Origin of the sequence: Actinopolyspora mortivallis DSM 44261 (genome assembly GCF_000384035.1) — a bacterium.
Lineage (GTDB): Bacteria > Actinomycetota > Actinomycetes > Mycobacteriales > Pseudonocardiaceae > Actinopolyspora > Actinopolyspora mortivallis.
This window is the reverse complement of sequence record NZ_KB913024.1, coordinates 3683545-3702611: the sequence shown is the minus strand read 5'-3', so window position 1 is coordinate 3702611 and position 19067 is coordinate 3683545. Positions and strand designations below refer to the sequence as shown.

Here is a 19067-nt window from a genome sequence, read left to right as displayed (position 1 = left end):
GAGACTTTTCGCTCGAACAGGTCGGTTCAGCCGGATCGGAGAGGAGCCACGGTGCAACCTGGTGGCCAGCAGCCGAACATGCAGGAAATCATGAAGCAGGCTCAGCAGATGCAGCAGCAGCTGATGACCGCTCAGCAGGAACTCGCCGATTCGGAGGTGACGGGAACCGCCGGTGGCGGCATGGTGACCGCCACCGTCACCGGTGCCGGGGAGTTGCAGTCCATGACCATCGACCCCAAGGTGGTCGACCCCTCGGACACCGAGACCCTCGCGGACATGGTGGTGGCCGCCGTTCGGGACGCGAACCGGGCCGCCCAGGAGTTGCAGAGCGAGAAGATGGGGCCGCTGACCAACGCGCTCGGCGGCCAGGGCGGTATGGACATGGGCGGACTCGGTCTGCCCGGGATGTGACGGGAGACGAGTGTACGAAGGGCCTGTCCAGGATCTGATCGACGAACTCGGCAGACTGCCGGGAATCGGTCCGAAGGGCGCGCAGCGCATCGCCTTCCATCTGCTGTCCGCCGAACCGGCGGACGTCACACGTCTGCAGGACGCGCTGCAACGTGTGAAGGAGGGCGTGGTCTTCTGCGAGGTCTGCGGCAACATTTCGGAGCAGACGAGATGCCGGATCTGCCGGGACACGCGGCGCGACCCGCGCGTGGTGTGCGTGGTGGAGGAGCCCAAGGACGTGCTGGCCGTCGAACGCACCCGCGAGTTCCGGGGGCGTTACCACGTGCTCGGCGGCGCGCTCGATCCGCTCTCCGGGGTGGGGCCGGACCAGCTGCGCATCCGTGATCTGGTCAACCGGATCGGCACGGACGAGATCACCGAGATCATCATCGCCACCGACCCGAACACCGAGGGCGAGGCCACGGCGACCTACCTGGTCCGGCTGTTGCAGGACTTCCCGGGGTTGAGCGTCACCCGCCTGGCCTCGGGGCTGCCGATGGGCGGTGACCTGGAGTTCGCCGACGAGCTCACCCTCGGCAGGGCGTTGTCCGGGAGACGGTCGGTGTGAGTGTCCCTCGGCGGGGGGATCTTCCGGTCGGTGGTACTTCCGCGAGCGCGTGGCGCGGCCGCGCCGACGACACCGCGGCCGAGGCGGTGGCCGGGCACGTGCTGCGCGGTTCTCCCGGGCTCGGGCCGGTGCGGCTGGTCACGATCGACGGCCCCTCCGGGTCCGGAAAGTCCACGTTCGCCGCGCGGGTGCTCGCCCGGCTGCGTGCCCGTGGGGTGGCCACGGTGCTGGTGCCCACCGACGACTTCGCCACCTGGGAAGAGCCGGTGCGGTGGTGGCCTCGGCTGCGTTCCGGGGTGCTGGAGCCGTTGAGTCGCGGACGGCCCGGCCGGTACCGGCGGGTCGAGTGGCCGGAGGGGGTTCCGGTCACGGGCGGCACCGTGGAGGTTCCCGTGCCCGACGTGCTGGTGCTGGAAGGGGTTTCCTCCGGCCGGGCGGAACTGGCCGGGCGGGTGACCACCGCGGTGTGGACGGAACTCGCCGACGCCGCAACGAGGTTGGCGCGCGCCGTGGCCCGGGACGGTGTGGACAGTCGCGCGGAGCTGCTGCGGTGGCAGGAGTTCGAACGCCACTGGTTCGAGGTCGACCGCACCGGACAGCGGGCCGATTTCGTGGTGACCCCCGCCGGGTGAGGGATTCGTCGGCAGCGTGGGCAACGCCGAACGTGTCCGGGATGCCCACCGTTTTCGCGGATTTGCCGGTTTTTTCTCCCGGTATCGTAGCGGGATCGTAATGCCCGGTTCCTGATCGCAGGACACTCGCAGGGTTACTGTCTGCATCACTCTGAGAGATACGACACACCGGAGTGAGCGATGGGTGTAGGCAGTTCGACGGGGTCCCGCCCCTCGCGATCGGGACGTGCGATCACGGCCGCCGGGTTGGCCGCCGTGCTGGCCGTCTCGCTGTCCGCGTGCGTGCAGTCCCAGCGCCAGGGGGACGGCGGGGACACCTTCGTCTTCGGGGCCGCCGGTGCTCCCGCCCTGTTCGATCCCTTCTACGCCTCCGACGGTGAGACCTTCCGGGTGACCCGGCAGATGATGGAGGGCCTCGTCGGTTTCGCGCCGGGAACCGCCGAGATCGAACCGGAGCTGGCCACGGACTGGGAGTCCTCCGAGGACGGTACGCGGTGGACGTTCCACCTGCGGGAGGGCGTCGAGTTCCACGACGGGACCCCGTTCGACGCCGAGGCGGTCTGCGCCAACTTCGAACGCTGGTACCACCAGACCGGTCCCGGGCAGAACGCGGCGCTGTCCTACTACTGGATCGAGACCTTCGGAGGGTTCGCCTCGGACGAGAGGCCCTCGCTGTACTCCTCCTGCGAAGCCCCCGAGGCGGGGACCGTGGTGCTCGAACTCACCAGACCGACCTCCAAGTTCCCGGACGCCCTGGGGCTGGACCCCTTCAGCATCCAGTCCCCCACCGCGATGGAGAAGTACGGGGCCGACGAGGTCCGCGCCCGTGGATCCAGTTTCGAGTACTCCGAATACGCCCGGAAACACCCCACGGGAACGGGTCCGTTCGAGTTCGCCTCCCACGACGAGAGCAACCAGTCCGTGGTGCTCGAACGCAACGAGGACTACTGGGGGCGGAAGGCGGGAGTGGACCGGCTCGTCTTCCAGGTGATCCCCGACGAGTCCGTGCGCAAGCAGGAACTGCTCTCCGGGGGGATCGACGGCTACGACTACCCCAACCCGGCCGATCTGGCCTCCCTGCGGGAGCAGGGCTTCGACGTCCGGGTCCGCGACCCGTTCAACATTCTCTACATGGGGATCTCGCAGCGGGACAACCCGGCGCTGCGTGACCTGCGGGTCCGTCAGGCACTGGCCCACGCCGTCGACCGACGCAACCTGGTCGAGGCCAACCTTCCCGCGGGAGCCGAGGTGGCCGAGCTGTTCTATCCGGACTCTGTGGACGGTCACGTCCCGGACACCACGAAGTACCCCCACGACCCGGAACGGGCGCGTGAACTGTTGCGGGAGGCCGGGCATCCGAACCTGGAAATCGAGTTCTGGTGGCCCACCCAGGTGACCCGGCCGTACATGCCCGATCCGCGAGGGATCTTCAACGCCATCGCCGGGGATCTCCGCGAGGCCGGGATCCGGGTGAAACCGGTCAGCAAACCGTGGAACGGCGGCTACATCTCGGACGTGAACCAGGGCCGGGCGCAGGTCTTCCTGCTCGGCTGGACCGGTGACTACAACTCCCCGGACAACTTCATCGGGACCTTCTTCGGCAGCACGAACAACCAGTTCTACACCGAACCGGCCCCCTGGGGCGGGGAGCTGGCCGACCGGCTCGAAGCAGCCGACCGGGAACCCGACCCGAAGAGCCGGGAGCGGATGTACGCCGACATCAACCGGGACCTGAAGTCGGAGTACCTGCCCGCCGTTCCGCTGGCCCACTCACCCCCGGCCATCGTCACCTCCCCGGATGTCGAGGGGCTGGTCCCGTCCCCGTTGACCGCCGAGCGGTTCTCCACGGTGCGGGTGGAGAACTGACGGGCATGGCCGTGACGCGGACCGCGACACCAGGGGGCCGGAGTGCTTCGCTACACCGTCCGACGACTCGGGCAGCTCGTGATCGTCACGCTCGTGCTGTCGCTGCTGCTGTTCGCCTGGCTGCGCGCCCTGCCGGGAGGCCCGGTGTCCGCGCTGCTGGGGGAACGGGCCACCGAGCGGTCCAGGGCCGAACTGGTCGAGCAGCTCGGGCTGAACCAGCCGCTGTACGTGCAGTACTGGAGGTTCCTGGGGCGTGCGGTCACCGGCGACTTCGGTGTCTCCACCGGGGTGCAGCCGGGGACCCCCGCCCTGGAGGTGTTCCTCCAGCGGATGCCGGCCACGATCGAACTCTCGGTGCTGGCGCTGACGATCGCGGTGCTGGTGGGCATTCCGCTGGGCTACGTCGCCGGACGTCGTCAGGGCGGTTGGTTGGACAACCTGAGCATCACCTGGTCGCTGCTGGGAGTGGCGGTTCCGGTGTTCTTCCTGGCCTTCCTGCTGAAGTACGTCTTCGCGATCGAACTGGGCCTGCTGCCCGCCTCCGGTCGTCAGGAGGCGGGGACGAACGCCACGCACGCCACGGGCTTCTACGTGCTGGACGGGCTGCTCACCCGGGAGTGGGACGCGGCGTGGAACGCCCTGCTGCACCTGCTGCTGCCCGCCGCCGCCCTGTCCACCATCCCCTTCGCGGTGATCTTCCGCATCACCCGGGCCTCGGTGCTCGACGTGCTGGAGGAGGACTACGTGCGCACGGCCCGGGCCAAGGGGCTCGGCGCGGCGGTGATCCGCACCCGGCACGTCCTGCGCAACGCGATGCTGCCCGTGGTCACCACCGTGGGGTTGCAGACGGGGGCGCTGCTGTCCGGGGCGGTGCTCACCGAGCAGGTCTTCAACATAGCCGGGATCGGACAGGCGCTCTCGCTCGGTTTCCAGCGGCAGGACTACGCGGTGCTCCAAGTGGTGATCATGGCCACGGCCATGGTCTACGTGCTGGTCAACCTCGTGGTCGACCTCGCCTACGCGGTCATCGACCCCCGGCTGCGCACCCGGTGATCCTCCGCCGAAGCCGGTGGGCACTCCGTGTGGAAAGGACGGTGGGATGATGTCGTTCCTCCGGCCGCGAGCTCGGTGGGTGCCCGGCCGTCGTGCCCCCGCCGACTCGGCATGGACCCGCCCGCCCTCCGCTCGGTGGTCCCGCCCCGGCAGCGGGGGAGGACGCTGATGCTTCCGGGAACGCGACGCGGACGACGTCTCGACGAGCTGGCCGAGTCCACCCCGACGACCACGGCCGGGGTCAGCCTCGCCGCCTCCGCGTGGCGCAGACTGCGCCGCAACCCCACCTTCCTCGTCGGGGCCGGGATCATCGCGGCCTTCGCGCTGCTGGCGCTGGTGTCCCCGCTGCTGGCGGCCCACGATCCGGCGCTGCGGCTGCTGGAGGACCAGGTGTCCCGGGCCGACAACCGCATCCCCGCGCCGCAACCGGGATTCCCGCTCGGCGGGGACCAGTACGGCAGACCGCTGCTGTCCCGGCTGCTGATCGGTTCCCAGCAGACCCTGCTGGTGGCCCTGACGGCCACGGTGCTCGGCCTCGGAGGCGGCCTGACCCTGGGGATCCTGGCCGGGGCGTTCGGAGGGTGGGTGGACACCCTGGTCATGCGGGTGGTGGATGTGCTGCTCTCGGTGCCCTCGCTGCTGCTGGCGGTGTCCATCGGCGCGCTGTTCCAGCAACAGTCCCGGTTCACCGTGATCATCGCGGTGGCCACCGTGCAGATCCCGGTGTTCGGGCGGCTGCTGCGCGGAACCATGCTCGCCCAGCGGGCCAGCGACCACGTGCTCGCGGCCAGGGCCCTCGGCGTGCCCGAACGCTCGGTGGTGTTCCGGCACATGCTGCCCAACGCCCTGGGGCCGGTGGTCGTGCAGGCCACCCTGATGCTGGCCGTGGCCATCATCGACGCCGCCGCGCTGTCCTTCCTGGGTCTGGGCTCGGCCGACACCTCCACCCCCGAGTGGGGGCAGATGCTCGGTTCGGCCCAGGACTTCTTCGACACCCATCCCCAGCTGGCCTTCTGGCCCGCCGGTTGCATCATCGTCGTCGCGCTGGGGTTCACGCTCGTCGGCGAGTCGTTGCGCGAGGCCCTCGACCCGAAGAAGCGGAGATGAGCGCCCATGGCCCTGTTGGAGGTGCGTGATCTGGCCGTGCGGTTCGTGCGCCGGGGAGAGCCGACGGTGGCGGCCGTGGACGGGGTCTCCTTCGACGTTCCCGCCGGCAGGACGGTGGGGCTGGTCGGTGAGTCCGGGTGCGGGAAGTCCGTGACCTCCCTGGCGGTGATGGGGCTGCTGCCCCGGGACGGGACCGAGGTGTCCGGATCGGTCGTGCTGGACGGCACGGAGCTGCTGGGGCTGTCCCGGCGGGAGTGGGACCGCAGGAGGGGCAGCGAGATGAGCATGGTCTTCCAGGACCCGCTGACCTCGCTCAACCCGGTGGTTCCCCTCGGGATCCAGGTGTCCGAGGTGATGGAACGTCACCGTGGCATGTCCCGCCGCGTCGCCACCCGGGAGGCGGAGTCGTTGCTGGACCGGGTGGGGATCCCCGACCCCCGTCGTCGGCTGCGGGAGTACTCCCACCAGCTCTCGGGGGGAATGCGCCAGCGGGCGCTGATCGCCATGGCGCTGGCCTGCCGACCGCGGCTGCTCATCGCCGACGAACCCACCACCGCGCTGGACGTGACCATCCAGGCCCAGATCCTGAGCCTGCTCCGCGAGCTGGTCGCCGAGACGGGGACGGCACTGGTGCTGATCACGCACGATCTCGGGGTGGTGGCGGGGATGTGCGACGAGGTGAACGTGCTCTACGCGGGGCGGATCGTGGAGTGCGCCGATCGGCACGCGCTTTTCGCCGCCCCCCGCCACCCGTACACGGCGGGGCTGCTGGAGTCGGTTCCCCGCCTGGACACCCCGCGCGGACAGCGGCTCGCCCCGATCGCCGGTTCGGTCGAGGACAACATCCCCTGGTCGGTGGGGTGCGCGTTCAGCCCGCGCTGTGCCTCGGCGCTGCCGGTGTGCTCCGAACGCTCGCCCGCCGTGGAGACGGTCGGTCCGGGGCGGCTGCTGCGCTGTCACAACCCGCTGGACACCGACGTCGGGAACACGGAGTCGTCCCATGACTGAACCCACCCCGAGCCCCGCGCGTCGACCAGAGGCCGCGCCCCCGCCCGAACACACCGGCGACGCCCTGGTGGAACTGGACGAGGTGTGCGTGCACTACCCGATCAGGCGCGGTGTGGTGTTCGACCGGACCGTGGGGTGGGTGTACGCGGTGGACGGGGTGTCGCTGCGGATCGAACGAGGCCGTACCTACGGGCTGGTCGGCGAGTCCGGCTGCGGCAAGTCCACCCTCGGCAAGGCTCTGCTCCGGCTGGAACGCCCCACCAGCGGCTCGATCCGTTTCGACGGGATCGAGCTGTCCGACATGTCCGGACGGCGACTGCGGCGTATGCGCCGCAGGATGCAGATGGTGTTCCAGGACACCCTGTCCTCGTTGGATCCGCGGCAGTCCGTGGAGTCCCTGCTGGTCGAGGCGCTGCGCGCGCACGGCCTGGACGAGGGGAGCGAGAGCACCGACCGTCTACTGCGGGAACTGCTCTCCGCCGTGGGGCTGCCCGCCGGTGCGCTGCGGGGGTATCCGCACGAGTTCTCCGGCGGCCAGCGCCAACGCATCGGCATAGCCCGGGCGCTGGCCGTGCGGCCCGAGCTGGTCGTGGCCGACGAGCCCGTGTCGGCGTTGGACGTCTCGGTGCAGGCCCAGGTGCTCAACGTGCTGCGGGATCTGCAGGAGCGGTTCGGGCTGACCTACCTGGTGATCGCGCACGACCTGGCCGTGGTGCGGCACGTCGCCGACCGCGTCGGGGTGATGTATCTGGGCGTGCTGGTGGAGGAGTCCGATTCGGACGTGCTGTACGAGCGTCCGATGCACCCCTACACCAGGGCGCTGCTCTCCGCGGTGCCGGTGCCCGACCCCGAGGTGGAGGACCGCAGGGAGCGGATCCTGCTTCCGGGGGACCTTCCCTCACCGGCGGCTCCCCCGAGCGGGTGCCGGTTCCACACCCGGTGTCCCTGGAGCAGGCCGGGGGTGTGTGACGTCGAGCGTCCGTCCCTGCGGGACGTCGGCGGAGGGCACCTGGTGGCCTGTCACTACGCGGAGTCGATCGAGCGGGGCCGATCCCCCGCGGAGTCGGGGTGAGTCGGTCCCGCTCAGGAACCGGCGGAGGCGCTGGCGGCCTCCAGCAGCTCGGAGAACTCCTCGGCCTCCTCGGGGGTGAGCACCAGGGTCTCGCCGGGGGGAAGCACCAGGCCGATCCGGTCACCCAGCACGAGAACCCGCACCTCCTCGTCCTCGGAGCCCGCGGGGGAGGTGTGGCAGGGAACGCTCCAACTCAGCCCTTCCGGGTCGAGCTGCTCGCCGCGCTCACGGGTGCCCACCGTGCGCCACCTCCGTTCGGCTCGGGTGATCTCCGTCCAGTGAACCGGTGCCCGGGCGTGCTGGCAAACCGTGTTCCCACCGTGCCGGCGGCTTTTCACCGGATCGTGATCGTCTCCCCCGCTCGCGCGGCGGGCGCGGGGAGCCGTCCGCCGTCGGTGTAAGGGGACGGCTCCCGGGCCGGGTTCAGCGATGGGCCCGGTTCACCGCCGAGACCACGGCGTTCAACGAGGCGGTGACGGTGGAGGTGTCGATCGCCGCGCCCCAGAGCACCCGCGCGGTGCCGGAGGAGTCGTCCAGGGAGCACTCCAGGTAGGCCGCGGCCTTGGCGTCGTCACCGGAGGTCATGGCGTGCTCGTGGTAGTCCAGCACCCGTACCTCGTAACCCACCGTGGCCAGCGCGTTCACGAACGCGGCGATGGGGCCGTTGCCCTTGCCGGTGACGGGGTGCTCGACGCCGTCCACCCGCACGGTCGCCTCGACCGTGGTCTCCTCGCCGGCCTCCCCGCCGATCCGCTGTCGGACCAGCTCCAGCGGCGTGGTCGAGTCCAGGTACTCCCCGGCGAAGACCTCCCACATCTCGTGGGGCTCCACCTCGCCGCCCTCGGAGTCGGTGCGCTGCTGGACCAGTTTGGACAGCTCGATCTGCAGCTTGCGCGGCAGGTCGAGCTGGTGCTCGGTCTTCATCACGTAGGCGATGCCGCCCTTGCCGGACTGCGAGTTGACCCGGATCACGGCCTCGTAGCTGCGCCCCACGTCCTTGGGGTCGATCGGCAGGTAGGGCACCTCCCACGGGTACTCGTCCTCCGGCACCCCCGCCCGCTCGGCGGCCTGGCGGTGGGCGCGCAGCCCCTTGTTGATCGCGTCCTGGTGGCTGCCGGAGAAGGCCGTGTAGACCAGCTCGCCGCCCCAGGGCTGCCTCTCGGGGACGGGAAGCTGGTTGCAGTGCTCGACCGTGCGTTTGACGTAGTCGATGTCGGAGATGTCCAACTGGGGGTCCACCCCCTGGCTGAACAGGTTCATGGCCAGCGCGACCAGGTCCACGTTGCCGGTGCGCTCACCGTTGCCGAACAGACAGCCCTCGATCCGGTCCGCTCCGGCCTGGTAGCCGAGCTCCGCGGCGGCGATGGCGGTCCCCCTGTCGTTGTGCGGGTGCAGCGACAGGATCACCGAGTCCCGACGGGACAGTGCGCGGTTCATCCACTCGATGGAGTCCGCGTAGACGTTCGGGGTGGCCATCTCCACCGTGGCCGGCAGGTTGAGGATCACCGGCCTCTCGGGGGTGGGTTCCCAGATCTCGGTGACCGCGTCGCAGACCTCCACCGCGTAGGACAGCTCGGTGCCGGTGAACGACTCGGGGGAGTACTGGAAGCGGAAGTCCGTGTCCGGCTGTTTGGCCGCGCACTCCCGCACGACCTCGGCGCCCTGCTGGGCGATCTTGGTGATCCCGGTGCGTTCCTCGCCGAACACGACCCTGCGTTGCAGGATCGAGGTCGAGTTGTACAGGTGCACGATCGCGGAGTGCGCCCCCTCCAGGGACGCGAAGGTGCGTTCGATGAGGTCCGGGCGGGCCTGGGTCAGCACCTGGATACGCACGTCCCGGGGGATGGCCTCGTCCTCGATGATCTCGCGGACGAAGTCGAAGTCGGTCTGGCTCGCTGCGGGGAACCCGACTTCGATCTCCTTGAAGCCCATCCTGATCAGCAGTTCGAACATCCGCCGCTTGCGCGCGGGCGACATCGGGTCGATCAGGGCCTGGTTGCCGTCCCGCAGGTCCACGGCCGCCCACAGGGGAGCGCGGGTGATGCGCTGGTCGGGCCAGGTGCGGTCCGACAGGGCGACGTCCTCGACCAGCTCCTGGAAGGGGCGGTAGCGGTGGAACGGCATCGAACTGCCGCGCTGGGGGTTCCACGGTGCCTGGTCCGCCGGGGCGGGGCGGGAGGGGGTACGCAGCCTGGCCCTGACGTCCTCGTGACGGCCGGTCGTCTCCGTGGTGGGATGCTGCTCGTTCATGGTCCGGCTCGCTCCTGCTCGTGCGCGGTTGCTTCCGACTGATCGACCGGCACGTTCGACCTCCGCGACGAGGGGCCGGTCTAACTGACCCCGTCGCGGCGTCGAAGCAGGAGGCGGAAAGTCACGGCGCCAGCCTAACCGCACCCCGTGTCCGACACGCAACCGGCTGTTCCGAATGCTGGAACCGGGCGGGGGATTCGGCGGGTGGAGTGATCGTCCTCGCCCCGCTTCTGCGGCAGGCTGGACGGTATGGCGTCCAACAAGACCAACTCCGGATCGGCCGTGGCCACCCTCTTCCAGGGAGCGGGGTTCCTGCTGGCCGTGCTGCTGGTGGCCCACACGGTGTTCGTGCTCTTCGACTTCCAGCCGGAGGGGCGGTTGGCGCAGTCGGTCCGGCAGGCGGCGGAACCGCTGGCGTTGTTCTTCCCCGGTCTGGTCGACGCGCCCACACCGGAGTTGCAGATCCTGCTGGACTACGGACTGGCCGCGCTGTTCTGGATGCTGCTCGGGGGACTGTTGGCCCGCGTCTTCGGGTGAGCCCCGCAAGGACCCGCTCGGCCGCTTGTGCGCCGGGGTCGAGTCCCCACCGTCCACGTTGCCGTCCCGGCGTTCCGCGAGTGCGTTCGAACCCGGCTACCTGCTGGTAATCGTGCGGTGTGTCGTGGCACACTTCCGGCATGTCCGACGAGGTGGCGGGTTCGGCGCGCACGGGACGGGCCGGACGTTCCGGGGGACACCGCCTGCGTGGCGGGTTCGAGTTCGCCGTGTTCCGCGCGCGACTGTTCGGGACACTGGCCACGGTCGTGCGGTGGGTGTGCACAGTGGCCGCCGCGTTGCTGGCCGTGCACGTGCTGCTGACGGTGGCCGGAGCCAACCCGGCCAACGCCCTGGTCCGGTTCGTCGCCGACTGGGCCGAGACCCTGGCGTTCGGCTTCCGGGACCTGTTCGTCAAACCGCGGGCGCCGAAGTTGCAGGTGTTGCTCAACCACGGCTCGGCCGCGGTGTGCTGGCTGCTCGTCTCCGCGGCGGCCGGTCGCCTGCTGCGCCTGCTCGGAGGCCGCGCCGGATGAGCACTTCCCGCCGCGCCCGGCGTGCTCGGCGTGCTCGGCGGGAAGCCGTCCGAGGGGGCGCCCGTCCCCGCTGACCCGCCGGGCCCACGGGGACGGTTCCTTCGGTCCTCTTCGGACTCAGAAGGCGGAGCTGTTCCAGCCCTCGCCGAACACGAGCTCCTCCAGGGCCACGCGTTGCCGGGGGGCGTTCTCCTTCTCGCGCAGGCGCTCGGGCAGCTCGTCGCCGTCTCCCTGGGCTCCGACGGCGATCACCACCAGCGGTTCGTAGTCCTCGGGAACACCGAAGGCCTGTCGGGCCGCGTCCCGGTCGAAACCGGCCATCTGGTGGGCGACCAGTCCTTCGGCCACCGCCTGCAGGACGAGGTTCTCCACGGCCAGCCCCAGGCCGTACTCCCCGTAGGGGAAGGGCTCGCCCTTCTCGTCGAGTTTCCGGGCCACGCCGAGCACGAGGGCTCCGGCGTTGCCCGCCCAGCCGTGGTTGCCCCGGGAGAGCGTGGCGTGCAGCTTGTCGAAGGTGGTCTCGCCACGGCGACCCGCCACGAAACGCGCGGGCTGGGTGTTGCCCCAGGAGGGGGCCCAGCGCGCGGCTTCGAACAGTGCCGTGAACTGTTTGTCGGTCACCGCCGGCTCAGGACTCAGTGCTCGCGGGCTCCAGCGTTCGGCGAGCAGGGGATGCAGCGGTACGGAGGAGTCGGCCGGTTTCACAGTTCCTCCAGAGTCGTCGGATCGTGGGGACTTCGGTCGTCCTCGCTGTTCGGGTGAACCTTCCGGTGTGGGTGCCCGTCGGCCGTGCGCCCTCAGATCGCGTAGGGCCACACGGCCAGCGCGTAGGCGCTGAACCACGAGCCGAAACAGACGAACAGCGTGGTCGAGACTATCGCCGTGAGCCCGCCCCGTCGGGCGAGACCGAGCGCGGGCGGCAGCAGCAGCGGAAAGGCGGGCAGCATCAGACGCACCTTGGAGAACATCAGTCCGTCCGAACCGAGGGCGAGGGCCAGCACGAGGGCCGCGAACACCACGAGCGGCCACGGCAGCCTCGCGTGCGGACACAGCACCAGCAGCACCACGGCGCACAGCACCAGCCAGGCCGTCAGGGTCACGAAGGTGTCCTTGTCGGTGGTCAGCGTTTCGAGCACGAACCGCGCCGTGCTGACTCCCCCGTCGAAGGAGGAGGACCAGCCGCGCTGCTGGATCTCGAAGTAGCCGTTCGGATCGCCGGTGCGTACGGCCACCCATCCGAGGTAGGCGAGGGTGCCGAGGGGAGCGAGCAGGCAGGCCACCCAGGGGGCTCGTCCGGCTCGTCCCCGCGCGAGCGCCACCACGGCGGCCGTGACCACCACGGCGATCAGTACCACCCCGGTGGGACGGATCAGCCCGGCGGCCAGGCAGCACAGTCCCGCCCACGACCAGCGGTTCTCCAGCACGCCGACCAGCGCCCACACGGACAGGGCGCAGAACAGCGCCTCGGTGTAGGGCATGATCAGCACGACCGACATCGGCGTCGCCGAGAACAGCACCACCAGCACCAGGCCGACACGTCGTGATCCGGTGACCAGTCGAGCCAGCCGGGCCAGCCCGTAGGCGCAGACCAGACCGGCGGCCAGGTTCACCAGCAGGGCGGCCCCCGGTGGATCCAGCCCCGGCAGCAGCGCCACCGCGCGGATCGAGAGGGGGAGGCCGGGGAAGAAGGCCATCGCTGTCCCCGGGTGGTGGTGGCCGTGCCCGTCCAACATCGTGGGAGAGACACCGTCGTAGCCGTTGGCGGCGATCTGGAGGTACCAGTCCGAGTCCCACGAGAACAGCACGGGCAGAAGCTGCTTGCCCTGGCTCGCGCAGAGGGCCGCCAACACCAGGAGTCCCAGAACGTGGACGGTGAGATACAGCACCGCCGGAACCGGGTCGAACCCGCGACGACGGACGGTCGCCGTCCTCTCCGCCCGCCGGGGAAGGTGGGGTCCCACCAGAGCTGTCCGCTGGTCACCGGGGGTTTCTCCGGAAGTGGACGGCGTGGGGCCGAGCGTTTCTCCCGTCGCGGACAACCGTGGACCCTTCCCTCGTCGGTGGTGAACGGCCGTGCCTGACACGCGGAAACCAGGCTAGCCACGGCAAACGGGTGTCCCCTCCGGTGGTGTTCGTTCGGTAGGCTGGGCTGACAGCGGAGCGGCCCGGCGGAAGTGCTCGGTCGCCCGGCCGCGGAGTTCGTCGGCGCGTTCGTCGTTCGCGGGGTTTCTCGGGCCGGCGGCTTCCGTCATCCCGGTGTCTGTGTGGGGCGTCCCGCACGCGGGAGATCCGCGCGGCGCGAGGAGGTTTGTTCCAGGTGGCGCTCGTCGTCCAGAAATACGGTGGTTCCTCGCTCGAGAGTGCCGATCGAATCAAACGGGTCGCCGAGCGCATCGTCGAGACCCGGAAGGCGGGCAACGACGTCGTGGTGGTGTGCTCGGCCATGGGCGACACCACCGACGAGCTGCTGGACATGGCCAGGCAGGTCAATCCGGACCCGCCCGAGCGCGAACTCGACATGCTGCTGACGGCGGGCGAGCGGATATCCAACGCGCTCGTGGCGATGGCGATCGAGTCCCTCGGCGAGCAGGCCAGGTCGTTCTCCGGTTCCCAGGCAGGGGTGATCACCACCTCGGCACACCAGAACGCGCGGATCATGGACGTGACTCCGGGCAGGGTCCGCGAGGCCCTGGACGAGGGGCGCGTGGTGATGGTCGCCGGGTTCCAGGGGGTCAGCCAGGACAGCAAGGACGTCACGACCCTCGGGCGCGGCGGTTCGGACACCACGGCCGTGGCGGTGGCCGCCGCGATGAACGCGGACGTCTGCGAGATCTACACCGACGTCGACGGGGTGTACACGGCGGACCCGCGCATCGCCACCGACGCCCGGCACCTCGACCGCATCACCTACGAGGAGATGCTCGAACTGGCCGCCACCGGGGCCAAGGTGCTGCACCTGCGCGCCGTGGAGTACGCGCGCCGGTACGCGGTGCCCCTGCACGTCCGTTCTTCGTACTCATCCAATCCCGGCACGATCGTGTCCGGCTCAGTGGAGGACCTTTCCGTGGAACAGGCCATGATCACCGGCGTGGCGCACGACCGGTCGGAAGCCAAGGTCACCGTGCGCGGCGTTCCGGACAGCAGAGGGGTGGCCGGCAGGATCTTCCGTGCCGTCGCCGACGCCGAGATCGACATCGACATGGTGTTGCAGAACGTCTCCGGTGTCGCCTCCGGACGCACCGACCTGACGTTCACCGTGGCCAAGAGCAACGGCGCCAAGGCGGTGGCCGAGCTGGAGAAGGTCCGGGGCGAGGTCGGATTCGAGGAGGTCGTCTACGACGACGACGTGGGCAAGGTGTCCCTGGTGGGCGCGGGGATGCGGTCGCATCCGGGGGTGACCGCCGTGTTCTGCGAGGCCCTGTCCGAGGCCGGGGTGAACATCGAGATCATCAACACCTCCGAGATCCGGATCTCGGTTCTGGTGCGGGAGGCCCAGCTGGAGGACGCGGTCGCGGCGCTGCATTCCGCGTTCGAACTCGGCGGGGAGGAAGAGGCCGTGGTCTACGCGGGGAGTGGTCGCTGAGATGGGTGCGGGACAGTCGGACGGTCGGCCCACCGTCGCCGTCGTCGGAGCCACCGGCGCGGTGGGATCGGTCATGATCGAGATCATGAACGCGCGGGAGTCCGTGCCGTGGGGGGAGATCAGGCTCATCGCCTCCCCGCGTTCGGCGGGCCGCACGATCACGGTGCGCGGGGTCGAGCACACGGTTCGGGCGCTGTCGCCGGAGGCCTTCGACGGCGTCGACATCGCCATGTTCGACGTGCCGGACGAGCTCTCCGCCGAGTGGGCCCCGGTGGCGGTCGAACGGGGCGCCACGGTGGTGGACAACTCCGGGGCGTTCCGGATGGACCCACAGGTTCCGCTGGTGGTGCCCGAGGTCAACGGCAGCCGGGTCACCCGGCGCCCGAAGGGGATCATCGCCAATCCCAACTGCACCACGTTGTCCATGATGGCCGCGCTCGGTCGGCTCCACGAGGAGTTCGGACTGCGCGAGCTGGTGGTCTCCTCCTACCAGGCCGCCTCGGGGTCCGGTCAGGAGGGCGTGGACAGGCTGCGTGCCGAGATCGAGGCGGTCGCGGGCAAGCAGGTCGGGGACCGGGCCGGGGACGTGGCCGAGGCGCTGGCCGCCGCCGGGCTGCCCGAGCAGTCCCCGTTCCGGGCCCCGCTGGCGTTGAACGCGGTGCCGTGGTGCGGCTCCCGCAAGGAGGACGGCTGGACCTCCGAGGAGCTGAAGGTGCGCAACGAGTCGCGCAAGATCCTGGAGCTGCCGGAGCTGAGGGTCTCGGCCACCTGCGTGCGGGTTCCCGTGGTGACCACCCACGCGCTGGCGGTGCACGCGACGTTCGGGCGTGAGGTCAGCGTGGAGCAGGCGCGTCGGTCCTTCGAGCAGGCCCCGTCGATCGTGCTGCGGGACGATCCGGACGCCCCGGAGGGGCCGGACTTCCCGACCCCGGCCGCCGTGGTCGGTGCCGAACCCACCTATGTGGGGCGAGTCCGACAGGCGATGGACTTCCCCAACACGCTGGACTTCTTCGTCTGCGGGGACAACCTGCGCAAGGGCGCCGCGCTGAACACCTACGAGATCGCCGAGACCCTGGTCAGCCACTCCTCCGTGGGTGAGTAGTCCCCTCCGCGCACTGTCCGGCCCTCCGCCGAAGGGGTGGCGTGCGTCTCGTCCACCGGGAGGAGTTCCCGTGGGCTGGATAGGTTGGGGACATGAGCGTATCCGCAACCCAGGAGGTCCTGCTCGGGCTCGACATCGGATCGACGGCCACCAAGGTGGTGGCCGCCGACCGGCACGGGACGGTGCTGCACCTGGTCGAACGCGAGAACGGGATGCGTACCACGGAGCCGGGGGAGGCCGTCCAGGACGCCGAGGCGGTACGTGAGGCCGCGCTGGCCGCGCTGGCCGAGTGCGTGGACCGGGTGCGGCGGTCCGGTTCTTCCGTGCGGGCGTTGTCGTTCAGCACCGCCATGCATTCGCTGGTCGGACTGGACGAGCGGGGTGTCCCGGTCACGCCCGCCTTCCACCTCTCCGACAGTCGCTGTGCCGAGGTGGCGCGGAAACTGCGCGGGGACCGCCAGGGCGCGGCGGCGTTGCACCGGGCGACCGGAACGCCGGTGCATCCGCAGTCGGTGATGGTCAAGCTCGCCTGGCTGGGCGAGCAGCGCCGCGAGCTCGCCTCCGGGGTGGCCCGGTGGTGCGCGCTGAAGGACGTGGTGTTCACGGCGTTGACCGGCGAGTTCGTCACGGACCAGTCGTTGGCTTCGGGCAGCGGTCTGCAACGCATGTCCACCTTGGACTGGGATGAGGAGGCCCTGGCGGTCGCCGGGGTGAGCCGGGACCGGCTGCCCCCGATCAAGGCGCCCACCGACACGCTGCCGTTGACGCCGGAGGCCGCCCGGAGGACGGGGCTGCCGACGGGACTGCCGGTGGTGCTCGGTGCCGGGGACGGCCCGTTGGGCAACCTCGGGGTCGGCGCGGTGAGCACCGGGGTGGCCGGACTCTCCCTCGGTACCAGTGGGGCCTTGCGTGTGATGCGGGAGCAGCCCGGGGTGGACGAGCGTTGCCGCACCTTCTGCTACTACCTGGCCGACGGACTGTGGGTCTCCGGCGGGGCGGTGAGCAACGGCGCCGTCGTCGGGCAGTGGGCGGCCGAGACCTTCGGCGTGGAGCTGGGGGAGCTGATGGACGAGGCGCTGCGGGTGCCCACGGGGGCTCGGGGGCTGGTCGCGTTGCCCTACCTGATGGGGGAACGCGCTCCCTGGTGGGAGCCCGGGTTGACCGGCTCGCTGGTCGGGTTGCGTCGGGTGCACGGTCGGGCCGAGATAACCCGGGCGCTGGTGGAGGGGGTGGCCCAGCAGCTCGCTCTGGTGCGGGACGCGGTGGTCGACACCGGGGCCGAGGTGCGCGCGGTGCGGGCCACGGGTGGTGGTTTCCGCAGCCGGGTGTGGGCCGAGGTCATCGCCGCCGCTCTCGGGAGGGAACTGGAACTGGCGGAGAACAGCGGTGGGTCGGCCCTGGGAGCGGTGTTCCTCGGTTGGCGGGCCCTGGGGGAGCTGGACTCCCTGGAGGAGACGGTCGACCTGGTGCACCCGAGCCGCACGGTGCCGGCCGATCCGGAAGCGGTCCGGTTCTTGCGGGAGCAGCGCGGTGGGATCGAGCGGTTGCACGAGGCGGTGCGGGACCTGGTTCCCGGTGCCGAGTGAGCCCGCTCGTGCGCGGTGCTCCTGGGTTCGTCCCGGGACCGTGACCACGGATCGTTACCAACCGGTGGAGCGCCGTGTCAACGGCGTGAACGGCATCGAAAAAAAGTATGACTGAAGCGATCCAGAGCCCTGGCGAGGTGCAGGCACGCCTTGTGAGGATCTGCCCCGTTCGGCATCCGTTCGGGTGATGCCCGGTGGTGACAAAGGGGCAGATTCGTGCAAGGAGCGCTCGCCGCGGCCGAGCAGGCCGCCAACGACTCCGCATGGGGGGCGACGGGCACCCTGGCGGTGGCCGCGGGGTCCGTCGCGGTGCTGCTGGTGCTGGTGGTCTTCGTCAAGCTCCAGCCGATGATCGCGCTGCTGGCGGTCAGCCTGGCGACGGCCCTGGTGTTGGGCATCCCGCTCGACCGGGTGATGGACACCCTCAACGAGGGACTCGGTGGGACGCTGGCCGAAGTCGCGTTGATCGTCGGTTTCGGTGCCATGTTGGGCAGGATGCTGGAGATCTCCGGCGGCGCCTCCGTGCTGGCCGACTCGTTGGTGCGTCGCTTCGGGGAACGCCGCGCGCCGCTCGCCCTCGGGGTGGCGGGGCTGTTGTTCGGCTTCCCGATCTTCCTGGACGCGGGAGTGATCATCTTCCTGCCGATCGTGTTCACGGTGGCCCGCAGGCTCGGCGGTTCGGTCCTGCGCTACGCGCTGCCCGTGGCCGGGTCCTTCGCCGTCATGCACGCCTTCGTCCCCCCACACCCGGGGCCGGTGTCCGCGGCCGGGCTCATCGGGGCGAACACGGGGTTGCTGTTGCTGGTCGGCCTGGTGGTGGGGATCCCGACCTGGTTCGTGGCGGCCTACGGATTCGGCCTGTGGAGCGGTGCGCGCAACTTCCTGGAGGTTCCCGGCAACTCCACCGCCACCGGAGAGGGGGCCGCTCCGGAGGGGAGTGTGCCGGGCACGGGTTCGGTGCTCGGGCTGCTGTTGCTGCCGTTGCTGCTGATCTTCATGAACACCGGACTGAGCGCCTTGGCCGAGGAGGGTGTGGTCGACTCCGAGGCGCGGGCGGTGCAGGTGGCCATACTCGTCGGACAGAGCCCGATCGCCCTGGCCGTGGCCGTGCTGGTCTCCTCGGTGGCCCTGGGGCTGCGGCGCGGGATGACGGGTGAGCAGATCGAGCGGGAGCTCACCTCCAGCCTGAGCACCATCGCCGCGGTCATCCTGATCACCGGCGCCGGTGGCATGTTCGGGGCGGTGCTCGCCGAGGCCGGGGTCGGCAAGGCGCTGGCCGCCGCGCTCAACGGCGCGGGGATCCCGATCATCGTGGCGGCCTTCCTGATCGCCGTCGTGATGCGCGTGGCGCAGGGTTCGGCGACCGTGGCACTGACCACGGCCGCCGGTTTCATCGCTCCCGCGGTCTCGGCGGCCTCCGGGCTGTCGGCGGTCGACCTCTGCCTGATCGTCATCGCGATCGCCTCGGGATCGACGGTGCTCTCGCACGTCAACGACTCGGGATTCTGGTTGATCGGTCGGCTGCTGGGCATGGACGTGCCCACCACCCTGCGGACCTGGACGGTGATGGAGACGTTGATCGGCGTGGTCGGTTTCCTCATCTCGTGGGGGATCTACCTCGTGCTGTGAGTCCGGCGGCGTTCCGTCGGGAGCTCTGTCGGGGGATTCCTCGTCACACGTGTCGGGGAAGACCGGCGTATTTTCTTGACTTATTCCAATC

The 19067-nt window shown here is 70.3% G+C and carries 18 protein-coding genes; 14 read left to right on the top strand and 4 right to left on the bottom strand.

The annotated features are described in order from the left end of the window. Positions 1 to 51 precede the first annotated feature (51 nt). The 8 genes from ACTMO_RS0117310 (at position 52) to ACTMO_RS0117275 (ending at position 7756) form a co-directional block, all read left to right on the top strand. Complete coding sequence (locus tag ACTMO_RS0117310) at positions 52 to 411, top strand: YbaB/EbfC family nucleoid-associated protein (RefSeq protein ID WP_019855947.1); 360 nt, start codon at positions 52 to 54, stop codon at positions 409 to 411. Between the two features lie 10 nt (positions 412 to 421). Then, on the top strand, positions 422 to 1018 hold the full coding sequence (gene recR, locus ACTMO_RS0117305) for a recombination mediator RecR (RefSeq protein WP_019855946.1): 597 nt from the start codon (positions 422 to 424) through the stop codon (positions 1016 to 1018). After that, positions 1015 to 1650 (top strand): uridine kinase family protein, encoded by a 636-nt coding sequence (locus ACTMO_RS0117300; RefSeq protein ID WP_019855945.1) that lies wholly within the window; start codon positions 1015 to 1017, stop codon positions 1648 to 1650. Before recR ends, ACTMO_RS0117300 begins: the two co-directional genes overlap by 4 nt. A 180-nt stretch (positions 1651 to 1830) precedes the next feature. Then, positions 1831 to 3516 (top strand): ABC transporter substrate-binding protein, encoded by a 1686-nt coding sequence (locus ACTMO_RS0117295; RefSeq protein ID WP_019855944.1) that lies wholly within the window; start codon positions 1831 to 1833, stop codon positions 3514 to 3516. Between the two features lie 42 nt (positions 3517 to 3558). Beyond that, a complete protein-coding gene (locus tag ACTMO_RS0117290) occupies positions 3559 to 4569 on the top strand; it encodes an ABC transporter permease (RefSeq protein WP_019855943.1) in 1011 nt (336 codons plus the stop codon). Between the two features lie 168 nt (positions 4570 to 4737). Further along, on the top strand, positions 4738 to 5676 hold the full coding sequence (locus ACTMO_RS0117285; protein ID WP_019855942.1) for an ABC transporter permease: 939 nt from the start codon (positions 4738 to 4740) through the stop codon (positions 5674 to 5676). 6 nt (positions 5677 to 5682) lie between these two features. Next, positions 5683 to 6684 (top strand): ABC transporter ATP-binding protein, encoded by a 1002-nt coding sequence (locus ACTMO_RS0117280; RefSeq protein ID WP_019855941.1) that lies wholly within the window; start codon positions 5683 to 5685, stop codon positions 6682 to 6684. Continuing rightward, positions 6677 to 7756: an ABC transporter ATP-binding protein gene (locus ACTMO_RS0117275; protein WP_084792205.1), complete on the top strand. Its 1080-nt coding sequence runs from the start codon at positions 6677 to 6679 to the stop codon at positions 7754 to 7756. Before ACTMO_RS0117280 ends, ACTMO_RS0117275 begins: the two co-directional genes overlap by 8 nt. An 11-nt stretch (positions 7757 to 7767) precedes the next feature. On the opposite strand, the gene ACTMO_RS0117270 is transcribed toward ACTMO_RS0117275, so the two are convergent. Both ACTMO_RS0117270 and leuA read right to left on the bottom strand, forming a co-directional pair. Continuing rightward, a complete protein-coding gene (locus ACTMO_RS0117270; protein WP_026449353.1) occupies positions 7768 to 7995 on the bottom strand; it encodes a hypothetical protein in 228 nt (75 codons plus the stop codon). A 184-nt stretch (positions 7996 to 8179) separates the two neighbouring features. Next, complete coding sequence (gene leuA, locus ACTMO_RS0117265) at positions 8180 to 10006, bottom strand: 2-isopropylmalate synthase (RefSeq protein ID WP_019855938.1); 1827 nt, start codon at positions 10004 to 10006, stop codon at positions 8180 to 8182. A gap of 249 nt (positions 10007 to 10255) precedes the next feature. On the opposite strand from leuA, the gene ACTMO_RS0117260 reads away from it, so the two are divergent. After that, a complete protein-coding gene (locus ACTMO_RS0117260; RefSeq protein ID WP_019855937.1) occupies positions 10256 to 10543 on the top strand; it encodes a hypothetical protein in 288 nt (95 codons plus the stop codon). A gap of 140 nt (positions 10544 to 10683) precedes the next feature. Next, the gene (locus ACTMO_RS0117255) at positions 10684 to 11076 is read left to right on the top strand and encodes a hypothetical protein (RefSeq protein ID WP_019855936.1); all 393 of its coding nucleotides are present in this window, start codon (positions 10684 to 10686) and stop codon (positions 11074 to 11076) included. A 117-nt stretch (positions 11077 to 11193) separates the two neighbouring features. On the opposite strand, the gene ACTMO_RS0117250 is transcribed toward ACTMO_RS0117255, so the two are convergent. Then, positions 11194 to 11781 carry a nitroreductase family protein gene (locus ACTMO_RS0117250; RefSeq protein WP_019855935.1) on the bottom strand — a complete coding sequence of 196 codons (588 nt, stop codon included), beginning with the start codon at positions 11779 to 11781 and terminating at the stop codon, positions 11194 to 11196. Positions 11782 to 11873: 92 nt separating this feature from the next. Then, a complete protein-coding gene (locus tag ACTMO_RS0117245; RefSeq protein ID WP_245556223.1) occupies positions 11874 to 13115 on the bottom strand; it encodes a hypothetical protein in 1242 nt (413 codons plus the stop codon). A 278-nt stretch (positions 13116 to 13393) separates the two neighbouring features. On the opposite strand from ACTMO_RS0117245, the gene ACTMO_RS0117235 reads away from it, so the two are divergent. The 4 genes from ACTMO_RS0117235 (at position 13394) to ACTMO_RS0117220 (ending at position 18976) form a co-directional block, all read left to right on the top strand. Continuing rightward, complete coding sequence (locus ACTMO_RS0117235) at positions 13394 to 14659, top strand: aspartate kinase (protein ID WP_026449352.1); 1266 nt, start codon at positions 13394 to 13396, stop codon at positions 14657 to 14659. A gap of 1 nt (position 14660) precedes the next feature. After that, the gene (locus ACTMO_RS0117230; RefSeq protein WP_026449351.1) at positions 14661 to 15761 is read left to right on the top strand and encodes an aspartate-semialdehyde dehydrogenase; all 1101 of its coding nucleotides are present in this window, start codon (positions 14661 to 14663) and stop codon (positions 15759 to 15761) included. Positions 15762 to 15853: 92 nt separating this feature from the next. Next, positions 15854 to 17347, top strand: a complete 1494-nt coding sequence (locus tag ACTMO_RS0117225; protein ID WP_019855930.1) for a gluconokinase — start codon at positions 15854 to 15856, stop codon at positions 17345 to 17347. A 216-nt stretch (positions 17348 to 17563) separates the two neighbouring features. Continuing rightward, on the top strand, positions 17564 to 18976 hold the full coding sequence (locus tag ACTMO_RS0117220; protein WP_019855929.1) for a GntP family permease: 1413 nt from the start codon (positions 17564 to 17566) through the stop codon (positions 18974 to 18976). Positions 18977 to 19067 lie beyond the last annotated feature (91 nt).